The 25,403-nt window shown below is 55.6% G+C and carries 19 protein-coding genes; 13 read left to right on the forward strand and 6 right to left on the reverse strand.

Annotated features, from left to right (window positions below; translation table 11 throughout):
* Positions 1 to 95 precede the first annotated feature (95 nt).
* Positions 96 to 773, forward strand: a complete 678-nt coding sequence (locus KI228_RS05670; RefSeq protein ID WP_043001625.1) for an AroM family protein — start codon at positions 96 to 98, stop codon at positions 771 to 773.
* A 70-nt stretch (positions 774 to 843) separates the two neighbouring features.
* Positions 844 to 1,128, forward strand: coding sequence for a pyrimidine/purine nucleoside phosphorylase (gene ppnP / locus KI228_RS05675; RefSeq protein ID WP_042324593.1), 285 nt, complete (start codon positions 844 to 846; stop codon positions 1,126 to 1,128).
* 37 nt (positions 1,129 to 1,165) lie between these two features.
* Here ppnP and rdgC read toward each other — a convergent pair whose 3' ends face one another.
* Positions 1,166 to 2,077 carry a recombination-associated protein RdgC gene (rdgC, locus tag KI228_RS05680; protein ID WP_044259030.1) on the reverse strand — a complete coding sequence of 304 codons (912 nt, stop codon included), beginning with the start codon at positions 2,075 to 2,077 and terminating at the stop codon, positions 1,166 to 1,168.
* Positions 2,078 to 2,202: 125 nt separating this feature from the next.
* On the opposite strand from rdgC, the gene mak reads away from it, so the two are divergent.
* The gene (gene mak, locus KI228_RS05685; protein ID WP_061070479.1) at positions 2,203 to 3,111 is read left to right on the forward strand and encodes a fructokinase; all 909 of its coding nucleotides are present in this window, start codon (positions 2,203 to 2,205) and stop codon (positions 3,109 to 3,111) included.
* A gap of 39 nt (positions 3,112 to 3,150) precedes the next feature.
* Here mak and sbcC read toward each other — a convergent pair whose 3' ends face one another.
* Both sbcC and sbcD read right to left on the reverse strand, forming a co-directional pair.
* A complete protein-coding gene (sbcC, locus tag KI228_RS05690) occupies positions 3,151 to 6,294 on the reverse strand; it encodes an exonuclease subunit SbcC (RefSeq protein WP_061070478.1) in 3,144 nt (1,047 codons plus the stop codon).
* Positions 6,291 to 7,493 (reverse strand): exonuclease subunit SbcD, encoded by a 1,203-nt coding sequence (gene sbcD / locus KI228_RS05695; protein ID WP_061070710.1) that lies wholly within the window; start codon positions 7,491 to 7,493, stop codon positions 6,291 to 6,293. The genes sbcC and sbcD overlap by 4 nt, the downstream gene beginning before the upstream one ends.
* A 196-nt stretch (positions 7,494 to 7,689) precedes the next feature.
* On the opposite strand from sbcD, the gene phoB reads away from it, so the two are divergent.
* From phoB to malZ, 5 genes are all read left to right on the forward strand, one after another.
* Positions 7,690 to 8,379 (forward strand): phosphate response regulator transcription factor PhoB, encoded by a 690-nt coding sequence (phoB, locus tag KI228_RS05700; RefSeq protein ID WP_043001622.1) that lies wholly within the window; start codon positions 7,690 to 7,692, stop codon positions 8,377 to 8,379.
* A gap of 41 nt (positions 8,380 to 8,420) precedes the next feature.
* Positions 8,421 to 9,716: a phosphate regulon sensor histidine kinase PhoR gene (gene phoR / locus KI228_RS05705; RefSeq protein ID WP_061070477.1), complete on the forward strand. Its 1,296-nt coding sequence runs from the start codon at positions 8,421 to 8,423 to the stop codon at positions 9,714 to 9,716.
* Positions 9,717 to 10,122: 406 nt separating this feature from the next.
* On the forward strand, positions 10,123 to 11,442 hold the full coding sequence (gene brnQ / locus KI228_RS05710; protein WP_044259012.1) for a branched-chain amino acid transporter carrier protein BrnQ: 1,320 nt from the start codon (positions 10,123 to 10,125) through the stop codon (positions 11,440 to 11,442).
* 77 nt (positions 11,443 to 11,519) lie between these two features.
* Positions 11,520 to 12,857, forward strand: coding sequence for a proline-specific permease ProY (gene proY / locus KI228_RS05715; RefSeq protein ID WP_141227408.1), 1,338 nt, complete (start codon positions 11,520 to 11,522; stop codon positions 12,855 to 12,857).
* Between the two features lie 173 nt (positions 12,858 to 13,030).
* A complete protein-coding gene (gene malZ / locus KI228_RS05720) occupies positions 13,031 to 14,848 on the forward strand; it encodes a maltodextrin glucosidase (protein ID WP_043001618.1) in 1,818 nt (605 codons plus the stop codon).
* Here malZ and KI228_RS05725 read toward each other — a convergent pair.
* Positions 14,842 to 15,744 (reverse strand): LysR family transcriptional regulator, encoded by a 903-nt coding sequence (locus KI228_RS05725; protein WP_141227409.1) that lies wholly within the window; start codon positions 15,742 to 15,744, stop codon positions 14,842 to 14,844. The two genes, malZ and KI228_RS05725, sit on opposite strands and share 7 nt — an antisense overlap.
* A gap of 269 nt (positions 15,745 to 16,013) precedes the next feature.
* Here KI228_RS05725 and KI228_RS05730 point away from each other — a divergent pair, with 269 nt between their 5' ends.
* The 5 genes from KI228_RS05730 (at position 16,014) to KI228_RS05750 (ending at position 23,413) form a co-directional block, all read left to right on the forward strand.
* Positions 16,014 to 16,655 carry a hydrolase gene (locus KI228_RS05730; RefSeq protein WP_043001616.1) on the forward strand — a complete coding sequence of 214 codons (642 nt, stop codon included), beginning with the start codon at positions 16,014 to 16,016 and terminating at the stop codon, positions 16,653 to 16,655.
* A gap of 138 nt (positions 16,656 to 16,793) precedes the next feature.
* Positions 16,794 to 17,339 carry an antibiotic biosynthesis monooxygenase gene (locus KI228_RS05735; protein ID WP_043001615.1) on the forward strand — a complete coding sequence of 182 codons (546 nt, stop codon included), beginning with the start codon at positions 16,794 to 16,796 and terminating at the stop codon, positions 17,337 to 17,339.
* 21 nt (positions 17,340 to 17,360) lie between these two features.
* A complete protein-coding gene (locus KI228_RS05740; protein ID WP_043001614.1) occupies positions 17,361 to 19,229 on the forward strand; it encodes an amidohydrolase in 1,869 nt (622 codons plus the stop codon).
* A 114-nt stretch (positions 19,230 to 19,343) separates the two neighbouring features.
* On the forward strand, positions 19,344 to 22,022 hold the full coding sequence (locus KI228_RS05745) for a DUF2339 domain-containing protein (RefSeq protein WP_061070474.1): 2,679 nt from the start codon (positions 19,344 to 19,346) through the stop codon (positions 22,020 to 22,022).
* On the forward strand, positions 22,019 to 23,413 hold the full coding sequence (locus KI228_RS05750; RefSeq protein ID WP_044259000.1) for a DUF3999 domain-containing protein: 1,395 nt from the start codon (positions 22,019 to 22,021) through the stop codon (positions 23,411 to 23,413). Before KI228_RS05745 ends, KI228_RS05750 begins: the two co-directional genes overlap by 4 nt.
* Positions 23,414 to 23,513: 100 nt before the next feature.
* Here the strand turns inward: KI228_RS05750 and fba are convergent, their stop codons facing one another.
* Both fba and KI228_RS05760 read right to left on the reverse strand, forming a co-directional pair.
* Positions 23,514 to 24,374: a class II fructose-1,6-bisphosphate aldolase gene (fba, locus tag KI228_RS05755; protein ID WP_044327308.1), complete on the reverse strand. Its 861-nt coding sequence runs from the start codon at positions 24,372 to 24,374 to the stop codon at positions 23,514 to 23,516.
* A gap of 29 nt (positions 24,375 to 24,403) precedes the next feature.
* A complete protein-coding gene (locus KI228_RS05760) occupies positions 24,404 to 25,366 on the reverse strand; it encodes a carbohydrate kinase family protein (protein ID WP_061070473.1) in 963 nt (320 codons plus the stop codon).
* Positions 25,367 to 25,403 lie beyond the last annotated feature (37 nt).

Below are 25,403 nucleotides of genomic sequence, written 5' to 3' on the forward strand. Positions count from 1 at the left end.
CTACGCTTTTTTGCATTTGCAAAAGGTAAGTGTCGGCAGTGGTGCAGCGCATTTGCCCGGGAATAAACGACGAAGTAAAAACGAAGGTGGAAAAAATGAGTGCGTCGTTGGCTATCCTCACAATCGGTGTTGTACCCATGAGTGAAGTCTTACCGCTTCTGACTGAGTACATCGACGAACAACATATCACCCATCACAGCTTGCTCGGAAAAATGAGTCGTGATGACGTCCTGGCGGAATATGCGCTGGAGTCCGACGAAGACCCGCTGTTAACCCTGCTTAACGATAATGAACTGGCTTATGTTTCGCGGCAGAAAGTAGAACGCGATCTGCAAAGCGTCATCGAAGTGCTGGATAACCAGGGCTACGACGTCATTTTACTGATGAGCACTGTGTCGATTGCCAGCATGACCGCCCGTAACAGCATTCTGCTTGAGCCGCTGCGTATTATTCCACCGCTGGTGGCCTCAATTGTCGATGGCCATCAGGTGGGGGTGATTGTGCCGGTTGAAGATCTGATGGCCGATCAAGCGGAAAAATGGCAGGTTTTACAGTCGCCGCCGCTGTTCTCGCTGGCGAATCCGGTTCACGGCAGTACCCAGCAGTTGATTGAAGCCGGTAAAGACCTGCTGGAACAAGGGGCGGATGTCATCATGCTGGACTCCCTGGGTTTTCATCAGCGCCACCGCGATGTCCTGCAAAAATCGCTCGATGTCCCGGTACTGCTCTCTAATGTGCTGATTGCGCGACTGGCTTCAGAATTGCTGGTTTAATTTTGCGTGACAGGCCAAAGGGCTGCCCCCTATATTGGTTGTCAATTTACCAACGAGACAGGGTCCGTTTATGCTTCAAAGTAACGAATACTTTTCCGGCAAAGTAAAATCAATCGGCTTTACCAGCAGCAGTACTGGCCGTGCCAGTGTAGGCGTGATGCTGGAAGGTGAATACACCTTCGGTACCGCAGAGCCTGAAGAGATGACGGTCGTAAGCGGCGCGTTGAATGTGTTACTGCCGGATACCACCGAATGGAAAGTGTATGCCGCAGGAGAAGTATTTAACGTCCCGGGCCATAGCGAGTTTCATTTACAGGTCGCAGAACCGACCTCTTATCTTTGCCGCTATCTGTAATATTTTTTCCCTCTCCGCACGGAGAGGGAATCTTCGCTTAGCGCTGCGCTTCGCCGCCTAAACCTTCCACCAGATTCTGAATCAACGCGGCCAGTTCGCCGGTCATCAGGATAAAGTCCGCGTCGAAACGCTGGGCGAAATCTTCCCGGTCGATGTCTTCGTTTTGATCGCGGAGTTCGTCGCTGAATTTCAGGCGCTTAATCGACGCGTCATCGCAGATCATAAACTGAATACGCTGCTGCCAGTCGAGCGCCAGTTTGGTCACCACTTTACCGGCTTCAATGTGTACGGCGATCTCGTCGCTCACCAGATCCTGTTTCTTTGCCCGGATCACGCCGCCGTCTTCCAGCATGGCTTTCAGTTCGGCTTCGTCGAGTAACTGGAAGCCCTGCGCCACGGTGCCGGAACGCACCCACTCGGTGAGCGTCAGCTCAATCGGGTTTTCCAGCGCCAGCGGAACCACCGGCAGAGAGCCGAGGCTCTTACGCAGCAGCGCCAGCGTATCTTCCGCTTTTTTTGCGCTTGCGCAGTCCACCATGATCAATCCGTTCACGGTGTCGATCCACATCATGGTCTGACTAAAGCGGCTGAAGGCGCGCGGCAGCAGCGAATGCAGCACTTCATCTTTCAGCGAGTCTTTCTCGGTTTTCTTCAGCTTACGCGCCTGTTCGGCTTCCAGTTTGGCGATCTTCGCTTCCAGCGCCTGTTTGATCACCGGAGAGGGCAGGATCTTCTCTTCTTTACGCGCGCAAATCAAAATCTGGCCGTTGTTAGTATGCGTCAACGCATCGCTGTGCGATCCCATTGGCGGCACCCAGCCCGTTTTTGCCATATCCTGGCTACCGCAAGGGGTAAACGTCATCGAGGCTAGCTGTTTTTCCATCTCCTCGGCACGCAATGAAATATCGCGGCTAAGACGGTAAACCATTAAATTTTTGAACCACAGCATGATAATTTCCACGGCCTTGTCGTTAAATCCAGCGCGTATAGTAACGAATTGTCGGCAGGCTTGCATTGCCATTCCCTATACCTCGCTCTACTCTGTTGATATTCCCAAAAAAAGAGGAACACCGTGTGCGTATTGGTATTGATTTAGGCGGCACCAAAACGGAAGTGATCGCGCTCAGTGAGGCTGGTGAACAACTGTTCCGCCATCGTCTGCCGACGCCGCGAAATGACTATCAGCAAACCATCGAAATCATTGCCACGCTGGTGGCGATGGCGGAGCAGACCACCGGACAAACGGGGACGGTAGGGATAGGGATCCCGGGTTCCATTTCGCCTTACACCGGCGTGGTGAAGAATGCCAACTCCACGTGGCTGAACGGTCAGCCGTTTGATAAAGACCTCAGCACCCGTCTGCAGCGTGACGTTCGTCTGGCGAATGACGCGAACTGTCTGGCCGTTTCTGAGGCCGTTGATGGAGCGGCTGCCGGGGCAATGACGGTTTTTGCCGTGATTATTGGTACCGGCTGCGGCGCAGGTGTGGCGCTCAACGGTCGGGCGCACATCGGCGGCAATGGGACGGCGGGCGAATGGGGTCACAACCCTTTGCCGTGGATGGATGAGGATGAGCTTCGCTACCGTGAAGAAGTCCCCTGCTACTGCGGAAAACAGGGATGCATTGAGACGTTTATTTCCGGTACCGGGTTCGCCACCGATTACCAGCGCCTGAGCGGTAACGCCTTAAAAGGCAGTGAGATTATCCGTCTGGTGGAGGAGCAAAATGCGCTGGCCGAACTGGCGCTCAGCCGCTATGAGCTGCGGCTGGCAAAATCGCTGGCTCATGTGGTGAATATTCTTGACCCGGACGTTTTCGTTCTCGGCGGCGGAATGAGCAACATTGACCGCCTGTACAAAACGATACCGCCGCTAATTAAACAGTTTGTGTTTGGTGGTGAGTGTGAAACGCCGGTACGTAAGGCTCTGCATGGTGACTCCAGCGGCGTGCGCGGTGCGGCGTGGCTGTGGCCGCAGGAATAGTGCCAGGAGAGGCCGGCGCTATCCGGCCTGTCGTACCTGTTATTCTACGGCAAACATCCTGTCGAGTTTGCTGTAGCCTAGTCCGTTGATTTTCTTCACCTTGATCTGCACCGGAATCCGTTCTTTCATCGCTTCTACATGGCTAATCACGCCAATGGTTTTGCCGCTGGCGTTGAGCGCATCCAGCGCATCAAGGGCGGTATCCAGCGTTTCACTGTCGAGCGTGCCGAAGCCTTCATCAAGGAACAGCGAGTCAATGCGCGTTTTGTGGCTGACCAGATCGGAGAGCGCCAGCGCCAGCGCGAGACTGACCAGGAAACTTTCGCCACCGGAAAGGGTACGGGTATCGCGTACGGCGTCGGCCTGCCAGGTATCGACCACCTCCAGTTCCAGCGCTTCACTGGCCTTACGTTGCAGTAAATAGCGACCATGCAGGCGGGTCAACTGGTTGTTCGCCAGCCAGACCAGGTTATCCAGCGTCAGCCCCTGGGCGAATTTGCGGAATTTATCCCCCTCTTTAGAGCCGATTAGCGCATTCAGGTAGCCCCAGTCCTCAACCTGTTGCATCGCGTTGTCGATTTTTTGCATCAACGTCTGCTGCTGCTGGCGATTGTCGCTGTCCTGTTTTAGCTGTTGGCGTATTTCGCCCTGACGCGTAGCGTTATCGCGTACCCGATCGTTAAGCTGCGCCACGGTTTGCTGAACATGCTCAATCGACAGCGTGGGATCCAGACCCGCTGGCGGTTGTTGCTGATGTGCCGCCAGCGCCTGCGCCGATTGTGTGGCGAGCGTCTGTGCCTGCTGAACCTGGTTTTCCAGCGACTGTTTTAGCTGTTCCAGACGCGTGACCGCCTCGTCATCCAGCAGCGCGGCAAGAAATGCTGCCTGATCGGCAAACAAACTGTGCGACAGCGCGGCATCGAACTGCGCCTGCGCATCGGCAGCGCGCTGAGTTTCCTGTTTCTCCTGCTGCTGTAATGTCTGCAATTGACTGCGCAGCGACACGCACTCGTCATGAACCTGACGCCAGTTTTCCAGCGTCACGCTTGCATCATCTTCTGCGTGGGTATCGACGGCGGGCAGCGTCTCGAGTAGCGGGGTGAGCTGCGCGATACGCGCCTGTATCGCCGTCAACTCCGTCTGCCGCTGTTGCCATGTTTGTGCCTCTGCCGCGCGCGCATCTAACCATGCCTCCTCGCTGCCTTCCTCAGGAAGTGACAACGTATAGCGGCTTAACTGTGCTGCCAGCGTCGCCTGGCGCTGGTCGATTTGCTGGCGGAACTGCGCCACCTGCTGTGCATGGGCGGTAATTTGCGCCTGTAGGTCATGGCGCTGGCTCAACTGGTAGAGTTGCTGCTCGTGTTCGTCCTGCGCCGTCAGCCAGGGCTGAATATCATCCTGCGGCTGTAACGTGAGGTTCAGTGCGGCGATCGTTGTTTGCCACTGTTGAGTGAGCGCTTGCTCATCTTTAGCCAGCGTCTGCGCTTCGCTTTCGTCACGCTGTAGCTGCTGGTTGACTGCCTCGGACTGTCCACGCAGGGTGGCGCCTTCGTCGGCCAGCATTTTGACTTCTTTTTCCAGCGCATCGCGTCGCGCCTGATTAACACCAGGTTCGAGTGCCTGATATGCCGCGACAGCAGGATGGGTGGTGGAACCGCAAAGCGGGCAGGGCTGGCCGGACTGCAACTGCGCACGCTGGCTTTCCAGATCTTTGATCCGCGCCTCTTGCTCACAGAGTGTTTTAACATCCTGATACTGCTGATATTTATCTTTATACTGCTGGCGCTTTGCCTCCAGCAGGGTATTGAGTCGGGCCAGTTCCTGTTTGTTATGCGTTATCGTCGCCTGAAGCTGACTCAAACGCGTCAGTCGGGGAACAATCTGACCATGGAGCGAAAGCAGTTGCTGGCGCAGAGGACGCTGTTGCGCATGTTGCACCAGCGCCGCTGCGACTTCCTCTGCCGTCAGATTGAGCGTCACTGGCGGCAGCGATTCCAGCTTGCGGCTATCGTTGACCTGCTGTTGCTGCCATTTTGCCAGCTGAACGTTATCGCTGGCCTGCTGAGCAAAAAGGGCGCGCCATCCTCCTGACTCGTTGTTCCATAGGCGAAAGCGATCGTGTTCGTTTAGCCACTCGCTCAGCGTCTGTTGCGTAGCGAGCAGGGCGGTGGACTGTTGCTCTGCCTGGCGTCGGATGTGGTTGCGAAGCGTGAATCTACTCTGTAAGCGAGTATTTACTTCGTTAATCTGCTGGCGAGTGCGGGAGACGGTAGCGGATTGTTCCTGAATGCGCTCCCACAATGGTCGCAACGCTCTGGCAGGCTGTGCGAGGCTGAGCGTTGCCAGCTGTGGCTGGGCGTTTTCCAGCGCTTCCTGGGCAACCTGCAGCATCTGCTGACGCTGGTTCGCGTCGGTCTGCAGTTCGTGCTGTCGCGTCAGCCAGTTCAACTGCTGCTGTCCAGTCTGCTGCTGGGCGACCAGCTGTTTTTCTTCGTCAGTGAGTGCCTGCAAACTTTCTGTCAGCGTCTGCAACGCCTCGGGGGCTAACAGCGCGACGCCGTTGGCTTGCGCCTGTAATTTTTCCAGTTCGGTGCGTGCGGTTTTGTGCTGTTCAAACACCTGGGCAGAGATCTGGCCGTAAATTTCCGTGCCGGTCAGCTCTTCCAGCAGTTCCGCACGCTCTTTCGGCTTCGCGTTGAGGAAGGCGGCGAACTGCCCCTGCGAGAGCAGCATCGAACGGGTAAATCGACCATAATCCAGACCGGTCAGTTCCGCCGTCATCTCCAGTTTGTCTTTCACTTTGTCGGCAAGGATTTTCCCGTCGGCACAGCGCGCCAGTTCAACGCGCGGAACCTGTAAATTACCGTCGGGCTGGTTGCGCGCCCGGTTCTGGCTCCAGAACGCACGATACGCTTCGCCTTTGACTTCAAACTCCACTTCCGCCAGACATTCCGCCGTATCGCGGGACATCAGATCGTTCTGCGATTGCGACACGGTATTCAGGCGTGGCGTCTCGTGGTACAGCGCCAGGCAAATCGCGTCGAGCAGAGTGGTTTTACCCGCCCCCGTAGGCCCGGTAATGGCAAACAGGCCATTGCTGGCAAAGGGCTCCACCGTGAAATCGACCTTCCATTCCCCTTTCAGCGAATTGAGGTTTTTCAGGCGCAGACTGAGAATCTTCATGCCTCATGCTCCCCGGACAGTGTCTGTAGTGTGCGGTGAAAAAGTGCTGTCAGGCGTTCGCACTGCGGCGGCTCAAGTTCTTCCAGCGCCAGACGGCGAGTAAATACCTCATCCACGCTCAGCTCGCTCAGCGTTTCCTGGCGTTCGTTACACAACATGCGTTCGCGCTGCTCCCGACTGCGTCGGACTAACAGTACCTCAACGGGCAGCGTTTCCGTCAGCGTCTGAATTTTCCGCTGCATATCATGCAGGTATTCATCGGTGGTGATTTCGATATCCAGCCAGACCGGGGGGGCCGGAGGGCTGTCACGCCACTGCTCCAGCTGTTCGGTAATGGCGGCGAAATCGCCTTTTAATATTGCCAGCGGTTGCGTAACCGGAACGATGAGTTCCTCAACGCCGGCTAACGCGCCGTCCTGGAAGTCCACCCGATGCACGTATTTGCTTTTGCCGCATTCGTCAAAGCTCAGCGCGATGGGCGAGCCGCAGTAGCGGATGTGCTCCGTACCGCCAATTTTCTGCGCCCGGTGGATGTGGCCCAGCGCGATATAATCGGCAGGCGGGAAGTTCTGCGCCGGGAAAGCATCCAGCGTACCAATATAAATGTCACGCACAGCGTCACTTTTGCTGGCGCCAACGGTGGTCAGGTGGCCGGTGGCGATAATCGGCAGGGCGAGATCGCCACGTAACGCGCAGGCGGCCTCGTATTGCTGCTGATAATAGTCGGTGATGGCACCCAGCAGATGCTGCTGTTTTTCCTGACCGGAGAGTCCCGCCTGACTGCTGACAATGTCGCGCGGGCGTAAAAACGGCACCGGGCACAGCACCGCGCCGGGCTGACCGTCGCGACGATGCAGGAGCTGCGGCGCGTGACCGGCGCTGGCCACCACCGTGGTATTGAGAAACGCCAGAATCTCACGGGATTCATTCAGCGTGGCGACGGAATCATGGTTTCCCGCTAATACCACCAGATGACAGCCCGTTTGCTGTAGGTTGACCACAAAACGGTTATAGAGCTCGCGGGCATAGCTTGGTGGTGAGCCGGTATCGAAAATATCGCCTGCCACGATGATCGCGTCCACCTGCTGCTCAACCGCCGTTTCCAGCAGCCAGTCAAGAAAAGCCTGATGTTCAGCGGCACGGCTTTTACTGTAGAAATTTTGTCCCAGATGCCAGTCAGAGGTGTGAAGGATGCGCATAACGGTTCCATGGCAAAAAAGCATAAAGGGGATTATAACCATTCGGAAGCTGTAATATCTCGTTTCTCGGGTGTCATAAATCAACAACCTAAGGTTAACGTCAGCATACATTTTCATAAATCTGTCATAAAACTGACGCATAATGGCGCCGCATTAAGACAGATGATGATAAGCAACTTATATAACAGGGCAAATCATGGCGAGACGTATTCTGGTCGTAGAAGATGAAGCTCCAATTCGCGAAATGGTCTGTTTCGTGCTTGAGCAAAATGGCTTTCAACCCGTTGAAGCTGAAGATTATGACAGTGCGGTGAACCAGCTTAATGAACCCTGGCCGGATTTGATCCTCCTTGACTGGATGTTGCCCGGCGGTTCTGGTCTACAGTTTATTAAACACCTCAAGCGTGAAGCGATGACCCGGGATATTCCGGTCATGATGTTGACCGCCAGAGGGGAAGAAGAGGATCGCGTACGCGGCCTGGAAACTGGCGCGGATGATTACATTACCAAACCGTTCTCGCCGAAAGAGCTGGTTGCCCGTATCAAAGCGGTGATGCGTAGGATCTCGCCGATGGCGGTGGAAGAGGTCATCGAGATGCAGGGGTTAAGCCTGGATCCCACATCGCACCGCGTGATGACCGGCGACAACCCACTCGACATGGGGCCGACAGAATTTAAACTCCTGCATTTCTTTATGACGCATCCCGAGCGGGTTTACAGCCGTGAACAACTGCTGAATCACGTCTGGGGCACCAATGTCTACGTTGAGGATCGCACGGTTGATGTGCATATTCGCCGTCTGCGTAAGGCGCTGGAAGCCAGCGGCCACGATCGGATGGTGCAGACGGTTCGCGGGACAGGGTATCGTTTTTCGACCCGTTTCTGAAAGGCAAGAACAAGAGCCTGGCTCTGAAGGGAGAGTGACCCGTGCTGGAACGGCTGTCATGGAAAAGGTTGGTGCTGGAGCTGATACTTTGCTGTATCCCGGCCTTCATCCTAAGTGCATTTTTTGGTTACCTGCCGTGGTTTTTACTGGCATCGGTAACTGGACTGCTTATCTGGCATTTCTGGAACTTATTACGTCTCTCATGGTGGCTGTGGGTCGACAGAAGCATGACGCCGCCGCCGGGACGAGGCAGTTGGGAACCGCTGCTGTACGGTTTGCATCAGATGCAACTGCGCAATAAAAAGCGTCGTCGCGAGCTGGGCAATCTGATTAAACGCTTTCGCAGCGGGGCGGAGTCGCTGCCCGATGCGGTGGTATTGACCACCGAAGAGGGGGGGATCTTCTGGTGTAACGGTCTGGCGCAACAGGTGCTGGGCTTACGCTGGCCGGACGATAGCGGACAGAACATCCTTAACCTGCTGCGCTACCCGGAGTTTACGCAGTACCTCAAGCAGCGGGACTTCAGTCGACCGCTGAATCTGGTGCTTAATACTGGGCGACATCTGGAAATTCGCGTTATGCCGTATACCGATAAGCAACTGCTTATGGTGGCGCGCGACATGACCCAGATGCACCAGCTCGAAGGCGCAAGACGTAATTTCTTCGCCAACGTGAGCCACGAGCTGCGTACCCCGCTTACGGTGTTGCAGGGCTATCTTGAAATGATGCACGAGCAGACGCTGGAAGGGGCAACGCGCGAAAAAGCGCTGTTAACGATGCGCGACCAGACCTCGCGCATGGAAGGACTGGTAAAACAGTTGCTCACGCTGTCGAAAATTGAAGCCGCACCGACGCTTTTGCTCAATGAACAGGTCGATGTGCCGATGATATTGCGCATGGTCGAACGCGAGGCGCAGACGCTCAGTCAGCAGAAGCACACTTTTAGCTTTGAGGTGGATAACCAGCTGAAAGTGCTGGGGAATGAAGAACAACTGCGTAGCGCGATGTCCAACCTGGTGTATAACGCGGTGAACCATACGCCAGCGGGAACCCATATCACCGTCTGCTGGCAGACGGTACCGCACGGCGCGGAGTTTAGCGTGGAGGATAACGGACCGGGCATTGCGCCGGAACATATCCCGCGGTTAACGGAGCGATTTTATCGCGTTGATAAAGCGCGTTCGCGGCAAACGGGCGGCAGTGGACTGGGGCTGGCTATCGTCAAACACGCGGTGAATCATCATGAAAGTCGCCTGATGATCGACAGTCAACTGGGTAAAGGGACGCGCTTTAGTTTTGTGCTGCCGGAACGATTAATTGCCAAAAAAAGTGCTTAAAGTGCAATCGTAAGGTTTTCTTTCCATAAGCCAGCCAATGCTGGCTTATTTTCTTTGCGGCTAAGATAAGTCTGCTGAATTTATCAACGTCTGGTTGTTTTTTGTTCGCATGATAAGCCATGACTTTTTCTGTAGTATGGTGTTTTACACTGGTATGAGATTTGATATCACTATAATCTTCCGGTTTTTGGATCCCTCCTTGCTTTAAAACGTTATAAGCGTTTAAATTGCGCCCCAGATGCTGTCAGACTGACTGTATTCAGGCGGTAAATCGAAAAACTATTCTCTGCTTTCCAGGTTATGGGAGATATCCCTCTGGAATAGCTTAAAAAAACCGCTGTTTCTTCCCGCTGGGAAAGACATCACGTTAATTTAATCAACACCACATCCACAGGCCGTAAGCTTTATGACCCATCAGTTAAAATCGCGCGATATTATTGCGCTGGGCTTTATGACTTTTGCGCTGTTCGTCGGCGCAGGGAACATCATCTTTCCTCCAATGGTTGGTTTGCAGGCAGGCGAAAACGTCTGGATGGCGGCATTCGGTTTTCTGATCACCGCTGTTGGGCTACCAGTGCTGACCGTTATCGCGCTGGCGAAAGTCGGTGGTGGTGTTGATAGTCTGAGTACCCCTATCGGTAAAGTCGCTGGCGTTTTGTTGGCGACTGTCTGCTATCTGGCCGTCGGGCCGTTATTCGCCACGCCGCGCACCGCGACGGTCTCTTTTGAAGTGGGGATCGCCCCGCTGACCGGCGATTCGGCTATGCCACTGCTTATCTACAGCGTGGTCTATTTTTCCATTGTCATTCTGGTCTCGCTCTATCCGGGTAAACTGCTGGATACCGTGGGTAACTTCCTGGCGCCGCTGAAGATTCTGGCGCTGATTGTGCTCTCCGTTGCGGCCATCATCTGGCCTGCCGGTCCGATCAGCCATGCGATGGAAGCGTACCAGACCGCCGCGTTCTCCAATGGTTTCGTTAATGGCTACCTGACGATGGATACGCTGGGCGCGATGGTCTTTGGCATCGTTATTGTTAACGCCGCGCGTTCTCGCGGCGTAACCGAAGCGCGTCTGCTGACCCGTTACACCGTCTGGGCTGGCCTGATGGCGGGCGTCGGATTAACGCTGCTGTACCTGGCGCTGTTCCGTCTCGGATCTGACAGCGCTACACTGGTCGATCAGTCGGCGAACGGCGCGGCGATCCTGCATGCCTATGTTCAGCACACCTTTGGCGGTGCAGGCAGCCTGCTGCTGGCGGCACTGATCTTTATCGCCTGTCTGGTAACGGCGGTCGGCCTGACCTGCGCTTGTGCCGAATTCTTCGCCCAGTATGTGCCGCTCTCCTACCGCACACTGGTGTTTATTCTTGGCGGCTTCTCAATGGTGGTGTCCAACCTGGGGCTCAGCCATCTGATTCAGATCTCTATTCCGGTGCTGACGGCGATCTACCCGCCGTGTATCGCACTGGTTGTATTAAGTTTTACCCGCTCATGGTGGCATAATTCGACCCGCGTCATTGCTCCGGCAATGTTTATCAGCCTGATTTTTGGTATCCTTGATGGTATTAAAGCATCGGCAATCGGCGACGTGTTACCAGCCTGGACCCAGCGCTTACCGCTGGCGGAACAAGGTCTGGCGTGGTTAATGCCCACTGTCGTGATGGTGGTCCTGGCGGTTGTCTGGGATCGCGCAGCAGGTCGACAGGTGACCTCCAGCGCACACTAAGATTGCGGAAAAGTGTTTTAACCACGGGGCTATTACTGGCCCCGTGGTTTTTTATTGTGTTGATGGGTTAGGAATCGATGGAAAGTAATAACAAGCTGAAGCGTGGGCTAAGCACCCGACACATTCGCTTTATGGCCCTGGGCTCAGCCATTGGCACCGGGCTGTTTTATGGCTCTGCGGATGCCATTAAAATGGCCGGGCCAAGCGTGCTGCTGGCCTACATTATTGGCGGGGTGGCGGCCTATATCATTATGCGTGCGTTGGGTGAAATGTCGGTACACAACCCTTCTGCCAGCTCCTTTTCGCGCTATGCGCAGGAAAACCTCGGCCCGCTCGCCGGTTACATTACCGGCTGGACCTACTGTTTTGAAATCCTGATTGTCGCCATTGCCGACGTGACCGCATTCGGCATTTATATGGGCGTCTGGTTTCCGACGGTGCCGCACTGGATCTGGGTGCTCAGCGTGGTGCTGATCATCTGTGCCATCAACCTGATGAGCGTGAAAGTGTTTGGTGAACTGGAATTCTGGTTCTCCTTCTTTAAAGTCGCCACCATCATCATCATGATCGTGGCTGGTTTCGGTATCATCATCTGGGGGATTGGCAACGGTGGACAACCGACCGGGATCCATAACCTGTGGAGCAACGGCGGCTTCTTCAGCAACGGCTGGCTGGGGATGGTGATGTCGTTGCAGATGGTGATGTTTGCCTACGGCGGTATTGAAATTATTGGTATCACTGCCGGCGAAGCGAAAGACCCGGAGAAATCCATTCCGCGCGCGATTAACTCGGTGCCCATGCGTATTCTGGTGTTCTACGTGGGGACGCTGTTTGTCATTATGTCTATCTACCCGTGGAACCAGGTGGGAACCGATGGCAGCCCGTTTGTGCTGACCTTCCAGCATCTCGGTATTACCTTTGCCGCCAGCATTCTTAACTTTGTGGTGCTGACGGCGTCACTGTCGGCGATCAACTCTGACGTCTTTGGCGTCGGTCGTATGCTGCACGGGATGGCGGAGCAGGGCAGTGCGCCAAAAGTGTTCGCCAAAACCTCGCGTCGGGGGATCCCGTGGGTCACGGTGATGGTGATGACTATCGCTCTGCTGTTTGCGGTGTATCTGAACTACATCATGCCGGAGAATGTTTTCCTGGTGATTGCGTCGCTGGCGACCTTCGCGACGGTCTGGGTGTGGATTATGATCCTGCTGTCGCAAATCGCGTTCCGTCGTCGTCTGCCGCCGGAAGAGGTGAAAGCGCTGAAGTTTAAAGTGCCGGGCGGCGTGGCAACAACCATTGTAGGCCTGATTTTCCTCGTCTTTATCATCGGACTGATTGGCTATCATCCCGACACCCGCATCTCGCTGTACGTGGGCTGTGGCTGGATTGTTCTGCTGATGATTGGCTGGATGTTCTAGCGTCGCCACGATCGCCAGATGGAGCAAGCGCAGTAAGATTGTACCGGGTGGCGTGAATGCCATCCGGTCATTTCTCCTCCCCCGAACTCCTCCCCCAATAAACCTTCAGATGATGAGTTATCCTGTAAATCGCTATGGCAAGGTGTGCTCATTTTCATCAAAGGGGATACGTGATGTTGAACGCCTGGCACCTACCGGTTGCCCCATTTGTTAAGCAAAACAAAGACCAACTGGCCATTACGCTCTGGCTGACGGGGGAGAACCTGCCGCAGCGCGTCACGCTGCGTGCGGAGAATGACAACGAAGAAATTGCGCTGGCGATGCATAAATTACGCACGCAGCCGTTCCCGGGCGTGACCGCCTGGCGTGCGGCGATTGATCTTCGCAGCGGGCAGCCGCGTCGGCGCTACAGCTTCAAACTGCTCTGGATCGATCGCCAGTTGTGGTTTACACCGCTTGGGTTCAGCCGTTTTCCGCCTGCTCGTCTGGAGCAATTTGCCGTAGATGCACCGGACAGCGGGCCGCAGTGGGTGGCCGATCAGGTTTTCTACCAAATCTTTCCTGACCGTTTTGCCCGCAGTTCGTCACGCGACGCAGAGCAGGATAAGGTCTATTACCATCACGCCGCCGGGCAGGAGATTGTGCTACGTGACTGGGATGAACCGGTGACTGCGCAGGCTGGCGGCTCCACGTTTTATGGCGGCGACCTCGACGGTATCAGCGAAAAGCTGCCGTACCTGAAAAAACTGGGCGTCACCGCGCTGTACCTGAACCCTGTGTTTACTGCGCCGAGCGTGCATAAGTACGACACCGAAGATTATCGCCATGTTGATCCGCAGTTTGGCGGCGATCAGGCGTTAATGCGTCTGCGGCAGAAAACGCAGCAGCAGGGAATGCGGCTGGTGCTGGACGGCGTGTTTAACCATAGCGGCGACTCTCATACATGGTTCGATCGTTATCAGCGCGGCTCCGGCGGCGCGTGCCATAACCCAGAATCACCCTGGCGTGACTGGTACAGCTTTTCGCCAGACGGCGTTGCGCTGGACTGGCTGGGATACGCCAGTCTGCCGAAGCTGGATTATCAGTCCGAAAGTCTGGTCAACGAAATATATCGCGGCGAAGACAGCATCGTTCGTCACTGGCTGAAAGCGCCGTGGAACATGGACGGCTGGCGGCTCGATGTCGTGCATATGCTGGGTGAAGCGGGCGGAGCGCGTAACAACCTTAAGCATGTCGCCGGGATCGTTCAGGCGGCGAAGGAAACGCAGCCAGAAGCCTACGTCTTTGGCGAACACTTTGGTGACGCGCGACAGTGGCTGCAGGCGGATGCAGAAGATGCTGCGATGAACTATCGTGGCTTCACCTTTCCGCTGTGGGGGTTTCTTGCCAATACCGATATCTCTTACGATCCTCAGCAGATTGACGCGCAGACCTGCATGGCGTGGATGGAAAACTATCGCGCCGGGCTCTCTCATCAGCAGCAACTGAGGATGTTCAACCAGCTCGACAGTCATGATACCGCCCGTTTCAAGTCGCTACTGGGCAACGATGTCGCCCGCCTGCCGCTGGCGGTAGTCTGGCTGTTTAGCTGGCCCGGCGTGCCCTGTATCTATTATGGCGATGAGGTGGGACTGGATGGCGATAACGATCCGTTCTGCCGCAAGACGTTTCCCTGGCAGGCGGAAAAACAGGATGTCACATTGCTTGCCCTGTACCAGCGGATGGCGAAACTGAGGCATAGTATCCCGGCGTTACGCTACGGTGGGTGCCAGGTGGTTTATGCGGAAGACAACGTAGTGGTATTTTTGCGCGTCTACCAGCAGCAGCGCGTGCTGGTAGCCATTAACCGCGGAGAGGCGTGTGAGGTGGTGCTCCCAGCGTCACCGCTGCTGAACGTAACAGAATGGCGTTGTAAAGAAGGAAAAGGGCAGCTGGTTGAGGACGTCCTGTCGCTGCCGACGATTTCCGCCACCCTCTGGCTGAATCACTGATACAACTGCGCGATGTCGCGGCTGGCAAGCAGCGTTTCCCGCCACCACTGCTGCGCCAGCCCGTGGCTACCATCGCGCCATGCCATATAGGCGACATCTTTTTCGCGAAAAGAGATGACGTTTTTTTCGACCAGTTCGCCCGTGGCAAGCCACGGGCTGGCGATATGCCGCGGGAGAAAACCGCAGCCCATCCCGGCGCGCAGCAGCGCCACTTTACTGTGAAAATCGTCAACATGGATTTGCGGCTGTTCTTCCATCAGGTTGGTTTGCAGCGGATGGCAAAAACGCGCGCTGTCGCTGATGACAATGGCGCGGTGCAGGCAGAGTTGTTCATTCGTCAGTCTGTCAGAGAGTGCGGCCAGCGGATGATTGGGCGCCACCACAAAAACATTATCCAGAGTCCCTAACATTTTGTAGGACCACGCGGCAGAGGTCGGTGGTTCGTTAATCGCGCCAAGAATGATATCCGCGCCATTATGCGTGAGCTCTTCCCATGACCCTGCCAGCGTGTGATACGAAAATTTAAGCAGCGTTTGTTTGTTCAGCGCGTGGAAGGCGTCGATGAGAGGTAACACCACCTCAAAGGGGAAGGAAACATCCAGCGCAATGACCAGCTCTTTTTCCCAACCGGAGCTCAGTTGCAGCGCCTGCTTTTCCAGATCTTTTGCCGCACTGAGCAACAAACGCCCCTTTTCCAGCATCATCAGTCCGGTGTCGGTGAATTTGGCCCGATGCCCGGAGCGGTCAAGCAGCTCGATGTTCAGGTCTTTTTCCAGCTTCTGAATCATATAGCTGAGCGCCGCGGGCGTCTTAAACAACGATTCGGCAGCGGCGGCAAAAGTACCGTATTTGTCGATAGCGTCCAGGATAAGCAGAACGTCCAGATTAATGCGCATAGGCTGAATATATCCCTGAAAGTAAACCTCACTGTTGTACCGAATAGCGATAAACAAAACCAGTGAATAAATTAGACGGAAGATCCGCATTTTTTTGAAGGTGCCAGACTATATCGCCGGAAAAGGCTTATTTCATACGCTGGTAAGTTTTCTTTAATAAGTCGTTAGAAATTTCCAACTATACTAAACAGGCTTTCTGATTCAGGATTTGATGGCTGACGGCGGATACCAGACGTCAATTTCTAACTCATTGATTAAGGAAGTATATTATGTCTATTCGGGAACTGATTAATCCCTCTAACTCGACGCTCATTTTTATTGACCATCAGCCGCAAATGGCATTTGGGGTTGCGAATATTGATCGCCAGACGCTGAAAAATAATACCGTCGCACTGGCGAAAGCAGGCAAAATATTTAATGTGCCGGTCATTTATACTTCAGTCGAAACAAAAAGTTTTAGTGGTTACATCTGGCCTGAGTTACTGGCGGTGCATCCGGATGTGAAACCTATCGAACGTACTTCCATGAACTCCTGGGAAGACGCGGCCTTTGTGAAAGCGGTGGCGGCGACCGGGCGTAAAAAGCTGATTATCTCTGCGCTATGGACTGAAGTGTGCCTGACCTTCCCGGCACTGATGGCGCTGGAAGCCGGTTACGAAGTGTATGTGGTGACGGATACCTCCGGCGGTACCTCTGTTGATGCGCATGAGCGCGCGATCGATCGCATGGTGCAGGCCGGTGCCGTACCGGTGACCTGGCAGCAGGTTCTGCTGGAGTACCAGCGTGACTGGTCGCGCAAAGAGACCTATGACGCGGTGATGGATCTGGTTCGTGAACACAGCGGCGCTTACGGCATGGGCGTGGATTATGCCTACACGATGGTGCATGGCGCACCGGAGCGTAAGGCCTGATTCTGAATTAAAAACCAGGAAAATCAATTCATTGATTCTCGGCTGATAACCACAAAGAAGGGAAAACCACCTTTTCCTTCTTTGTCAGCAGTCTGATGGCGGGGTAACCCGCCATTAACCTTCAGCAAGGAACCCGACATGGCGCAGAATAAACCTGTGACGCTGGTGATTACGCATACTTTGCAGCCCAATCAGGCGGCGCGATATGAACAATGGCTGGGGAAAATTATGCCGGTTGCGGCGGAATTTCCCGGACACCTTGGCGCGAACGTCATTCGCCCGACGGACGGGCACAATCTGTGGAGCATCATCATTCGTTTCGACACGCTCGAGCATCTCTATAACTGGACGCAATCAGATACGCGACGGCTCCTGGTCGAAGAGATCGCTCCGCTGTTGGCGGAAGGCGATAAAACCGAGATCCACACCGAAGCGGCATTCTGGTTTACGCCCCCCGCGCCACACGTCCGTCAACCGCTGCGCTGGAAGCAGTTCCTGATCACTTTGCTGGTTATTTTTCCCAGCACTAATCTGGTGCCGTGGCTGACCGGCATGCTATTGCCGTCGCTGAAGGGAACGCTGTTACTGCATCTGATTAACGATGCCTGTGTGGTTGCGCTGGTGGTCTGGTTGTGGATGCCCATCGTAACCCGTCTGTTTGCCGGCTGGCTAAAAAAAGCCTGATCGGCTTATCAGGAGAACGTTATGTCTCAAACTGCCTCATTGATTCTGACCCACGGAAAAATACATACCCTCGACAGCCATAGCCCGCAGGCGGAAGCCGTGGCGATCAAGGACGGAAAAATTCTCGCCACGGGAACGCACGACCAGGTGATGCGTTTTGCCGCAGACGGTACACAGGTGGTTGATCTGAAAGGTCACACTGTGATTCCGGGGCTTAATGATTCCCACCTGCATCTGATCCGCGGTGGGCTGAATTACAATCTGGAACTGCGCTGGGAAGGAGTACCCTCGCTGGCCGATGCGCTGCGTATGCTGAAAGAACAGGCCGACCGAACGCCTTCGCCACAGTGGGTTCGCGTGGTGGGCGGCTGGAGTGAATTTCAGTTTGCCGAACGCCGGATGCCGACGCTGGAAGAGCTTAACGACGCCGCGCCGGATACTCCCGTTTTCGTGCTGCATCTGTACGATCGTGCACTGTTAAACCGCGCGGCGCTGAAAGCCGTGGGATACACCAAAGCGACACCCGATCCGGCAGGCGGCGAGATCGTCCGTGATGGTAACGGTAACCCTACCGGGATGCTTATCGCCAAACCTAACGCCATGATCCTTTACTCGACGTTGGCGAAAGGGCCAAAACTGCCGCTGGAGATGCAGGTGAACTCCACCCGCCAGTTTATGCGTGAACTGAACCGTCTCGGACTGACCAGCGCCATCGACGCTGGTGGCGGTTTTCAGAACTACCCGGAAGATTACGAGATCATCGAGCAACTGCATGCCAACAATCAGATGACGGTGCGCATTGCCTATAACCTGTTTACGCAGCGACCGAAGCAGGAACTGGAAGACTTTGAGCGCTGGACCGATATGCTCAAGCCGGGCCAGGGGACCGATTTCTACCGTGCGAACGGAGCCGGGGAGATGCTGGTCTTCTCCGCAGCGGATTTCGAAGACTTCCTGCAACCGCGCCCGGATTTACCGCAAGGCATGGAGGATGAACTGGAGCGCGTGGTGCGCCACCTGGTGGAGCACCGCTGGCCGTTCCGTCTGCATGCCACTTACGATGAATCGATCAGCCGGATGCTGGATGTGTTCGAGAAAGTGAACCGTGATATTCCGTTCAATGGCCTGCACTGGTTCTTCGACCACGCCGAGACTATCAGCGAGCGCAATATCGATCGCGTGAAAGCACTGGGCGGCGGCATTGCGGTACAGCATCGTATGGCCTTCCAGGGCGAATACTTTATCGACCGCTACGGGAAAGAAGCGGTGAAACAGACGCCGCCAGTGGCGAAAATGCTGGCCGCCGAGGTGCCGGTGGGGCTCGGAACGGATGCCACCCGCGTCGCCAGCTATAACCCATGGACGGCGCTGTACTGGCTGGTTTCCGGGCGCACGGTCGGCGGTACGGCGATGTATGACGACAACAACCGTTTACCGCGCGACGTGGCGCTGGAACTGTGGACGGCAGGGAGCGCGTGGTTTTCCAGCGAGCAAGGCAAAAAAGGGCGCATTGTCAAAGATCAACTGGCCGACCTGGTAGTGCTGTCAAAAGACTACTTCAGCGTCACGGAAGAGGAGATCAAAGGTATTGAGTCGGTGATGACGATTGTCGATGGCAAAGTGGTGTATGCCGCCGGACCGTTTACTCCGCTCGCGCCGCCAGCGATCCCGGTCGTCCCGGACTGGTCTCCGGTGGTGAAAGTGCCGGGGCACTATCGCGCGGCGCCGCCAGCCGCCGCGAAAGCAGGCGCCGTGGTGCAGATGCACCAGTGCTGCGGGAGCTGCGGCGTACACGGTCATCAGCATGATATTGCCCGCCAGTCGGGGATCCCGGTGTCTGACGATCGGGCCTTCTGGGGCGCGCTCGGCTGTTCGTGCTTCGCATTTTAACGCGCCAGCCGGATGTGTCGTTAACGGCATATCCGGCATTTTCACCTTCAGAGATAGCGCGAATGCAACAATTTGTGTCAATCTTAGTTGATCCCGTACAGTGAAGGTGAATACATGGACGACCTTTTAATCCTCGGCTGCATCATTTTGTTCTTCGCACTGGTCGTGGTGCCTGTTCTGGCGATTGTCGCCATCAGCCGAAGTTCAACGACGCGTGATGAGCTTGCCCGCTTACGCCGTCGGGTAGAGGAGCTTGAACAACGTGGCGTTGTTGCCCCTGCGATAACACCAGCGGCAGCGGCACCGGTTCAGCCTGCGGAGACGGTTATGGAGCGCGACCCAGACCCGATTCCGGTGGCGGCGCCAGAACCTGAACCTGAACCTGAACCCAAACCGGCTCACGTCAACCCCTGGCGCTCGTATACGCCGCAGAACGCGGCAAGCGCCGAGAAAATCGTCGAAAGAGACGTCCCTGTTGCCGCCGCGCAACCCTCCGCTTTTGGCGGCGTGATGTCATCGCTGGTGCGCTGGTTTATGCAGGGCAATCCGCTTGCTAAGCTGGGGATCCTGCTTCTCTTCCTCGGTCTCTCTTTCCTGTTGCGCTATACGGTCGAGCACTCCCTGTTCCCGCTTGAGCTGCGTCTGGTTGCGGCGGCGCTGTTTGCGATTGTCCTGCTGGCGATAGGCTGGCGTCTGCGGCATAAACAGCCGATCTATGCTCTCATTTTGCAGGGTGGGGCGACAGGTGCGCTCTATCTCACCGTCTTTGGCGCGTTTCGCCTCTGGCAAATGCTGCCGATGACGCTGGCCTTTGTGCTGCTGGTGGTTATCTGCGCAGCAAGCGTAGGACTGGCGATTCTGCAAAAAGCGCTCAGTCTGGCGATGCTGGCAAGCCTCGGTGGCTATCTTGCCCCACTGCTGCTTTCGACGGGAAGCGGTAACTATGTCGCGCTGTTCTCTTTCTATTTGCTGCTTTCGGTCGGCATTCTGGCGATCAGCGCCTGGCAACACTGGCGCGAGCTTAATCTGCTCGGCCTGCTTTTTACCTTTGGCGTTGGCGGCCTCTGGGGGCTTGATGACTATCAGCCAGCGTATTACCTGAACTGCCAATTGTTCCTGATAGCCAACATTCTGCTTTTTGGCGTGCTGAGCGTGGCGCTGTCGCTGCGAGCGCAGACGAAGGGCAAGCAGATTATTGATGGCGTTTTGTTGTTTGCGCCGCCGCTGATCGGTTTTGGCATGCAGTACGCCATTATCCGCCACTGGGAATATGGTCCGGCGCTCAGCGCGTTGGGCTACGGCGGTTTTTATCTGGTGCTGGCCTGGCTGGCATTACGTCGCTACCCGTCGTTGGGCCGACCGCTGGTGCTGGCGGCACTGGCGCTGGGCGGCGCGTTTACCACTCTTGCGATACCGCTGGCGCTGTCGGCGCAGTGGACGGCCATGGCTTGGGCGCTGGAAGGGGTGGGGATCCTGTGGCTGGGAGTACAACAGCAGCAGCGACGCATGAGTTACAGCGGTACCGCACTGCTGGTGCTGGCGCTCGGCAGCGCGCTGTGGGCGCAGGCGAACGGCACCACTGCGCTTTCGCTGATGCTGATCTTTGCCGTCCTTAGCGTTTGCTGGCTGGCAGGGGCGTGGCTGTGGCGCAAGATTCATCTGCGCGGCAGCATGGGACTGCTGGCGGGCGGGGTGATATTCTGGATTGTGGCGCTCGCGGGCGCGGCGCAGTGGCAGTTGACCTCCGATTCGCAGGTGATGGCGGGCGTGCTGGCGCTGATGGCCGTGTCGGTCTGGGGCTGGCGATTTGCCGCCGCACGCCTGACGTGGCAGGCGCTGGATGCCTGCAAATGGTTGCTGTGGCCGATGATGCTGGTGGCGCTGCTGTTTCAGATTTCTCAGCAGCAGATTTTTGCCGCAGGCTGGCAGAATCTGGCCTGGTGTCTGGCATTGCCGGCGGCGGTGGCGTTGCTCTGGCGTGATGCTGAGGCGTTGCCGCCGCGTCTTTCCAGGCTGGCGCATCTCTCGTTCTTCTGGATGATTCTGTTGGCGCTGGCGGCGGAACTGTTCTGGTTTGCCCGCGACCTGCCGTGGGGCATGGCGGCCTGGGGCAGCGGTGTGGCAATGGCGGCAGGCGGTGCGCTGATTTTCCTCGTCGCAATGGCCGTTCGTCGTCAGTTCTGGCCGTTCCGGGTCTGGCCCGCGCTGTATGCCTGTCAGGCGCTGATTCCCGTCGCGGCGGCATTGGTCGGGCTGTTAGTGCTGACCAATTTGCAGGACGGCGTAGTCTACCGTCAGACCTGGCTACCGCTGCTCAATCCGCTGGAAGAAGGGGCGGCTTTTGCATTACTGGGATTGATCGTGTTTTATCGCGCCTGCCTGCGCTTTTTCCCGGTGCAGGTGTCGGTATGTCGTCCGTGGCCAGTGGTTGCCCTGGTCGCACTTGGCTTCTGGTGGCTGAACGGTATGCTGTTGCGCGCGTTGGCCTGGTATGGCGACGTGGCGTGGAACATGGAAGCGCTGTGGCATTCTCGGCTGATTCAGACCTGTTTTGCGCTGTTCTGGATGCTGGTGGCGCTGGTGGTGATGCTGCGCGCGACCCGCTATCGTTCACGCCGGGAATGGCTGTGCGGGGCGGCATTGTTAGGGATTGTGATTGTGAAACTGATGTTGGTGGACAGCGCGCGTGGCGGCGGCCTGGCGCGTGCGGTTGCGTTTATCGGTGTGGCTATACTGGTGCTCATTGTCGGGTATTTTTCACCGTTACCGCCCAAAGCTGGAGAAGAAAAATGAAATGGATGAAAGCGGTATTATGTAGTGTGCTACTGGGCGTGGCAGGCACCGCCATCGGCAGTGATGACGTGAAGGAGTCACCGAGGGATTACGCGACGGGCGTTATGCTGGAAACGCTCGGCACATCGCCGTGGTATCGCGTGTCGCTCCCGCAGGCGGTGTACCTGGGGACCGCCTGGCCAGATTTGCGCGATGTCCGCGTTTTTAATCATGCGGGGGAGACGGTGCCGTTTACGCTGGTGGCGCAGAAAACCCAACCCGTTACACCGCAAACGGTCACGCTGAGACTCTTCCCACTGGATATGTCGCCCGTCCCGCCGCGTGAGGAGGGGAGACGTAGCGGGGAATCTTTTGTCTTACGCTCGAAGACCGGCATTGAAATTCATCTGGAAAGTGATGACGTTAAAACGGTTGGACAGAGCTATTTACTGATGCTGCCGGAGGAAATGAAAGACGACTTTTTCCTGGAGCAACTGCGTCTGAACTGGGAGACCCCGACGGGCAACTGGCAGGGGAAAGCGTCGGTCTATGCCAGTCGTGATTTACGCTACTGGCGGTCCGTACAGGAAGAGGCGCCGCTGCTGGCGCTGACGCGTGATAACGATCGGCTGAAAATGGATACCATCAGCGCCAGTCTGAGACTTTCTGCCGATGGGAATCGTTATCTGCTGGTGATCCTCGATTCGCAAAGCCCGGCGCTGACGTTAAACAGCGTCACCGCCATTGCCGAAAACAGCGCGCCGGAATCCGCACGAATCGAGATCGGCGCGCAAGAGGAAAAGGTGTCCAATGACGAAGCGATCTGGCGCTGGACACAGCCGCAGCCTCTGACTTCGCTCAGCATCGTTCTGGATGATGAAGGCGTTTTACCGGTAGAGCTGGCGTGGCGTAGCGCAGAAAAAGCGCCCTGGCAGCCACTGACGAAAACCGTGCTTTATCGCCTGAACGGCAAGCGTTCGGAGGATATTCGTCTTTCCGGTGGGCTGGTTGACGCCGTTCGGATGACGACCATTAACGCTCGCTTGCCGGAGAGACTGCCTGCGCTGAGCGGCGCGCGCGACAGCTATCAACTGGTGTTTAATACTCAGGGAAAAGGGCCTTACATGCTGGCCTGGGGCAACCGGGCGGCGCAAAAAGCGGATATCGGTCTTGATCTGTTGATTCCAGTGTCGCTACGTAAAACACAGGAGATAGACGCTCTGCCACGGGCCACGCCGCAGAATGAGGTCGCCCTCGGCGGCGAGGCGCGACTGACGGCAACATCGGCTGCCGAGCAACAAAGCCAGTGGAAAACGGTGCTGGTGTGGGTGGCGCTGATACTGGGTGTTGCCATTCTGGCGTTAATGGCCTGGCGTATCTGGCGGGAAGTCAAAAAGGATGGGACGCAGTAAGCGATAAAAAGGCTCGCCGTCAGCACGATATCGCCCGCCCCGGCGTTGACCGGCGGCGGGTTTTCCCTGAGATGGCGTCACACGATGAGGCCAAACGTTTCTAATAGCGGTTTTGCGAGCCAAACAGTTCGATGCGCCGCGCAATCATCTCGCGTACCGGTTTTAGCCCCTGATTGATCACTTTCCGCGGGTCATTGACGTCGTGACCGGTATCGGCAGCAAATATCGCTTTCACTTCCTGGCACCAGGCGTACATGTTTTCGGTATTGACGTTAATTTTTGCCGTCCCGCAGGCAATGGCTTTACGCATGTCATCGTCTGCAATACCGGTGCCGCCGTGCAATACCAGGGGGACTTTTACCAACTCGGAAATGGTTTTCATCTCCGTAAACCCTAGTTTAGCTTTGCCTTTATACAGTCCATGGGTTGAACCCAGCGCTGCCGCCAGGCAATCGACCTGGGTTTCTTTGACCAGGGTATAGCACTCCTGTGGGTCGGCGTAGATAACCTCGGAATTGACAATGCCATCTTCACTGCCGGCGATGGTGCCCAGTTCAGCTTCAACCGAAATGCCTTTGCTGTGGGCCAGTTCAACCAGATGACGGGTAATGGCCAGGTTCTCGTTAAACGGCAGGTGCGAACCATCAAACATAATAGAACTGAATCCGGCGTCGATAGCCGCTTCGCAGGCTTCACGGGTGGTCCCATGATCCAGGTGCAGTGCGACCGGAATATCAATGTTTAAATAATCCATCGCATTCACCACGATGTCATGAATACATTTTAATCCCAGCATATGTTTAACTGTACCGCCGGAAACGCCTAAAATAACCGGAGAGCGTAGCTGTTGTCCGGTGCTTAATACCGCACCGACCCATTCCAGATTATTGATATTGAATTGTCCTACGGCATAACCGTCCCGTAGGGCATGCCGAAGCATGTCCTTCATAGAAACTAACATAATCACCTCTTGATATTCATTAAAAGCAATTACTCGCCAAAATATTGCTTTAAGTTTCTTTCGTAGCTATTTAACGAGTTGTGGACAACGGCAAGGTCCGGCATAGATTCGCGGACACCTTTTTTCTCTATGGAAATGGCGGCAGTCAGGCTGGCAAATAAAATGATATTATCAATATGCCATGAATAATGAACGCCGTAAGTAAAGGCACCGTGGAATACATCTCCTGCGCCAGTGGTATCAACGGCATTGCACAGCCAGGCAGGCACAATTTGCAGCATACCATTTTTTAATAGCGCGCAGCCTTTTTCCCCGAGGGTAATAAAGGCTTCCCCACGGCAAATTTTATTTAACTCAATTAGCGCTGCTTTAATTTCCGTTTCGGTACTCAGGGCACGATATCCCATATAGTCACGGGCAAAATGCTCGCTGACCACAAAATAATCGGTCCAGGCCGCTAGTTTAATATTACTGTCACGTAATGAACCGCCGTCCATGACCACCCGTGCCGATGGCAGTTTCTTAATTAAATATTCACTGATTTCGGCTTCATGACCATCAATTAATAGCGTTACGGGCTCGTCTGACGCAATCAACCGTTCAGCCAAATCATCAAGCTTGAGCTTCTGGTCATAAGTCAGCGAAGGTGGCGTTTGCATTTTACGGGTAATTATCGTCCGCGACCCCGTTAAGCGGTTTACCAGCACCGATGCCAGCGGTGTGATCATTTCATCAGAGAACACGACCTGACTGGTATCGACGCCCGCCTGGGCAAACTCATCAATAATACGCTGACCGTAAAGGTCCTGGTTCAGATGGCCAATGTAATAAACATCTTCACCCCATAATCCCAGCAACCACGCCGCATTTGCTGCCGGGCCGCCGCCACTTTCAATAAAGTCATGGCAGAAATTTTTGGTATTTTCCTGCGGCCATTCGTTCAAAAAGAAAAACTGATCAAAACATGAAAACCCGATGGACAAGATAGCCATAACAACTCCTGATTATTTTGTCAGCTGCGGGAAGACA

It is taken from the genome of Citrobacter amalonaticus, from assembly GCF_018323885.1.
GTDB classification, from domain to species: domain Bacteria; phylum Pseudomonadota; class Gammaproteobacteria; order Enterobacterales; family Enterobacteriaceae; genus Citrobacter_A; species Citrobacter_A amalonaticus.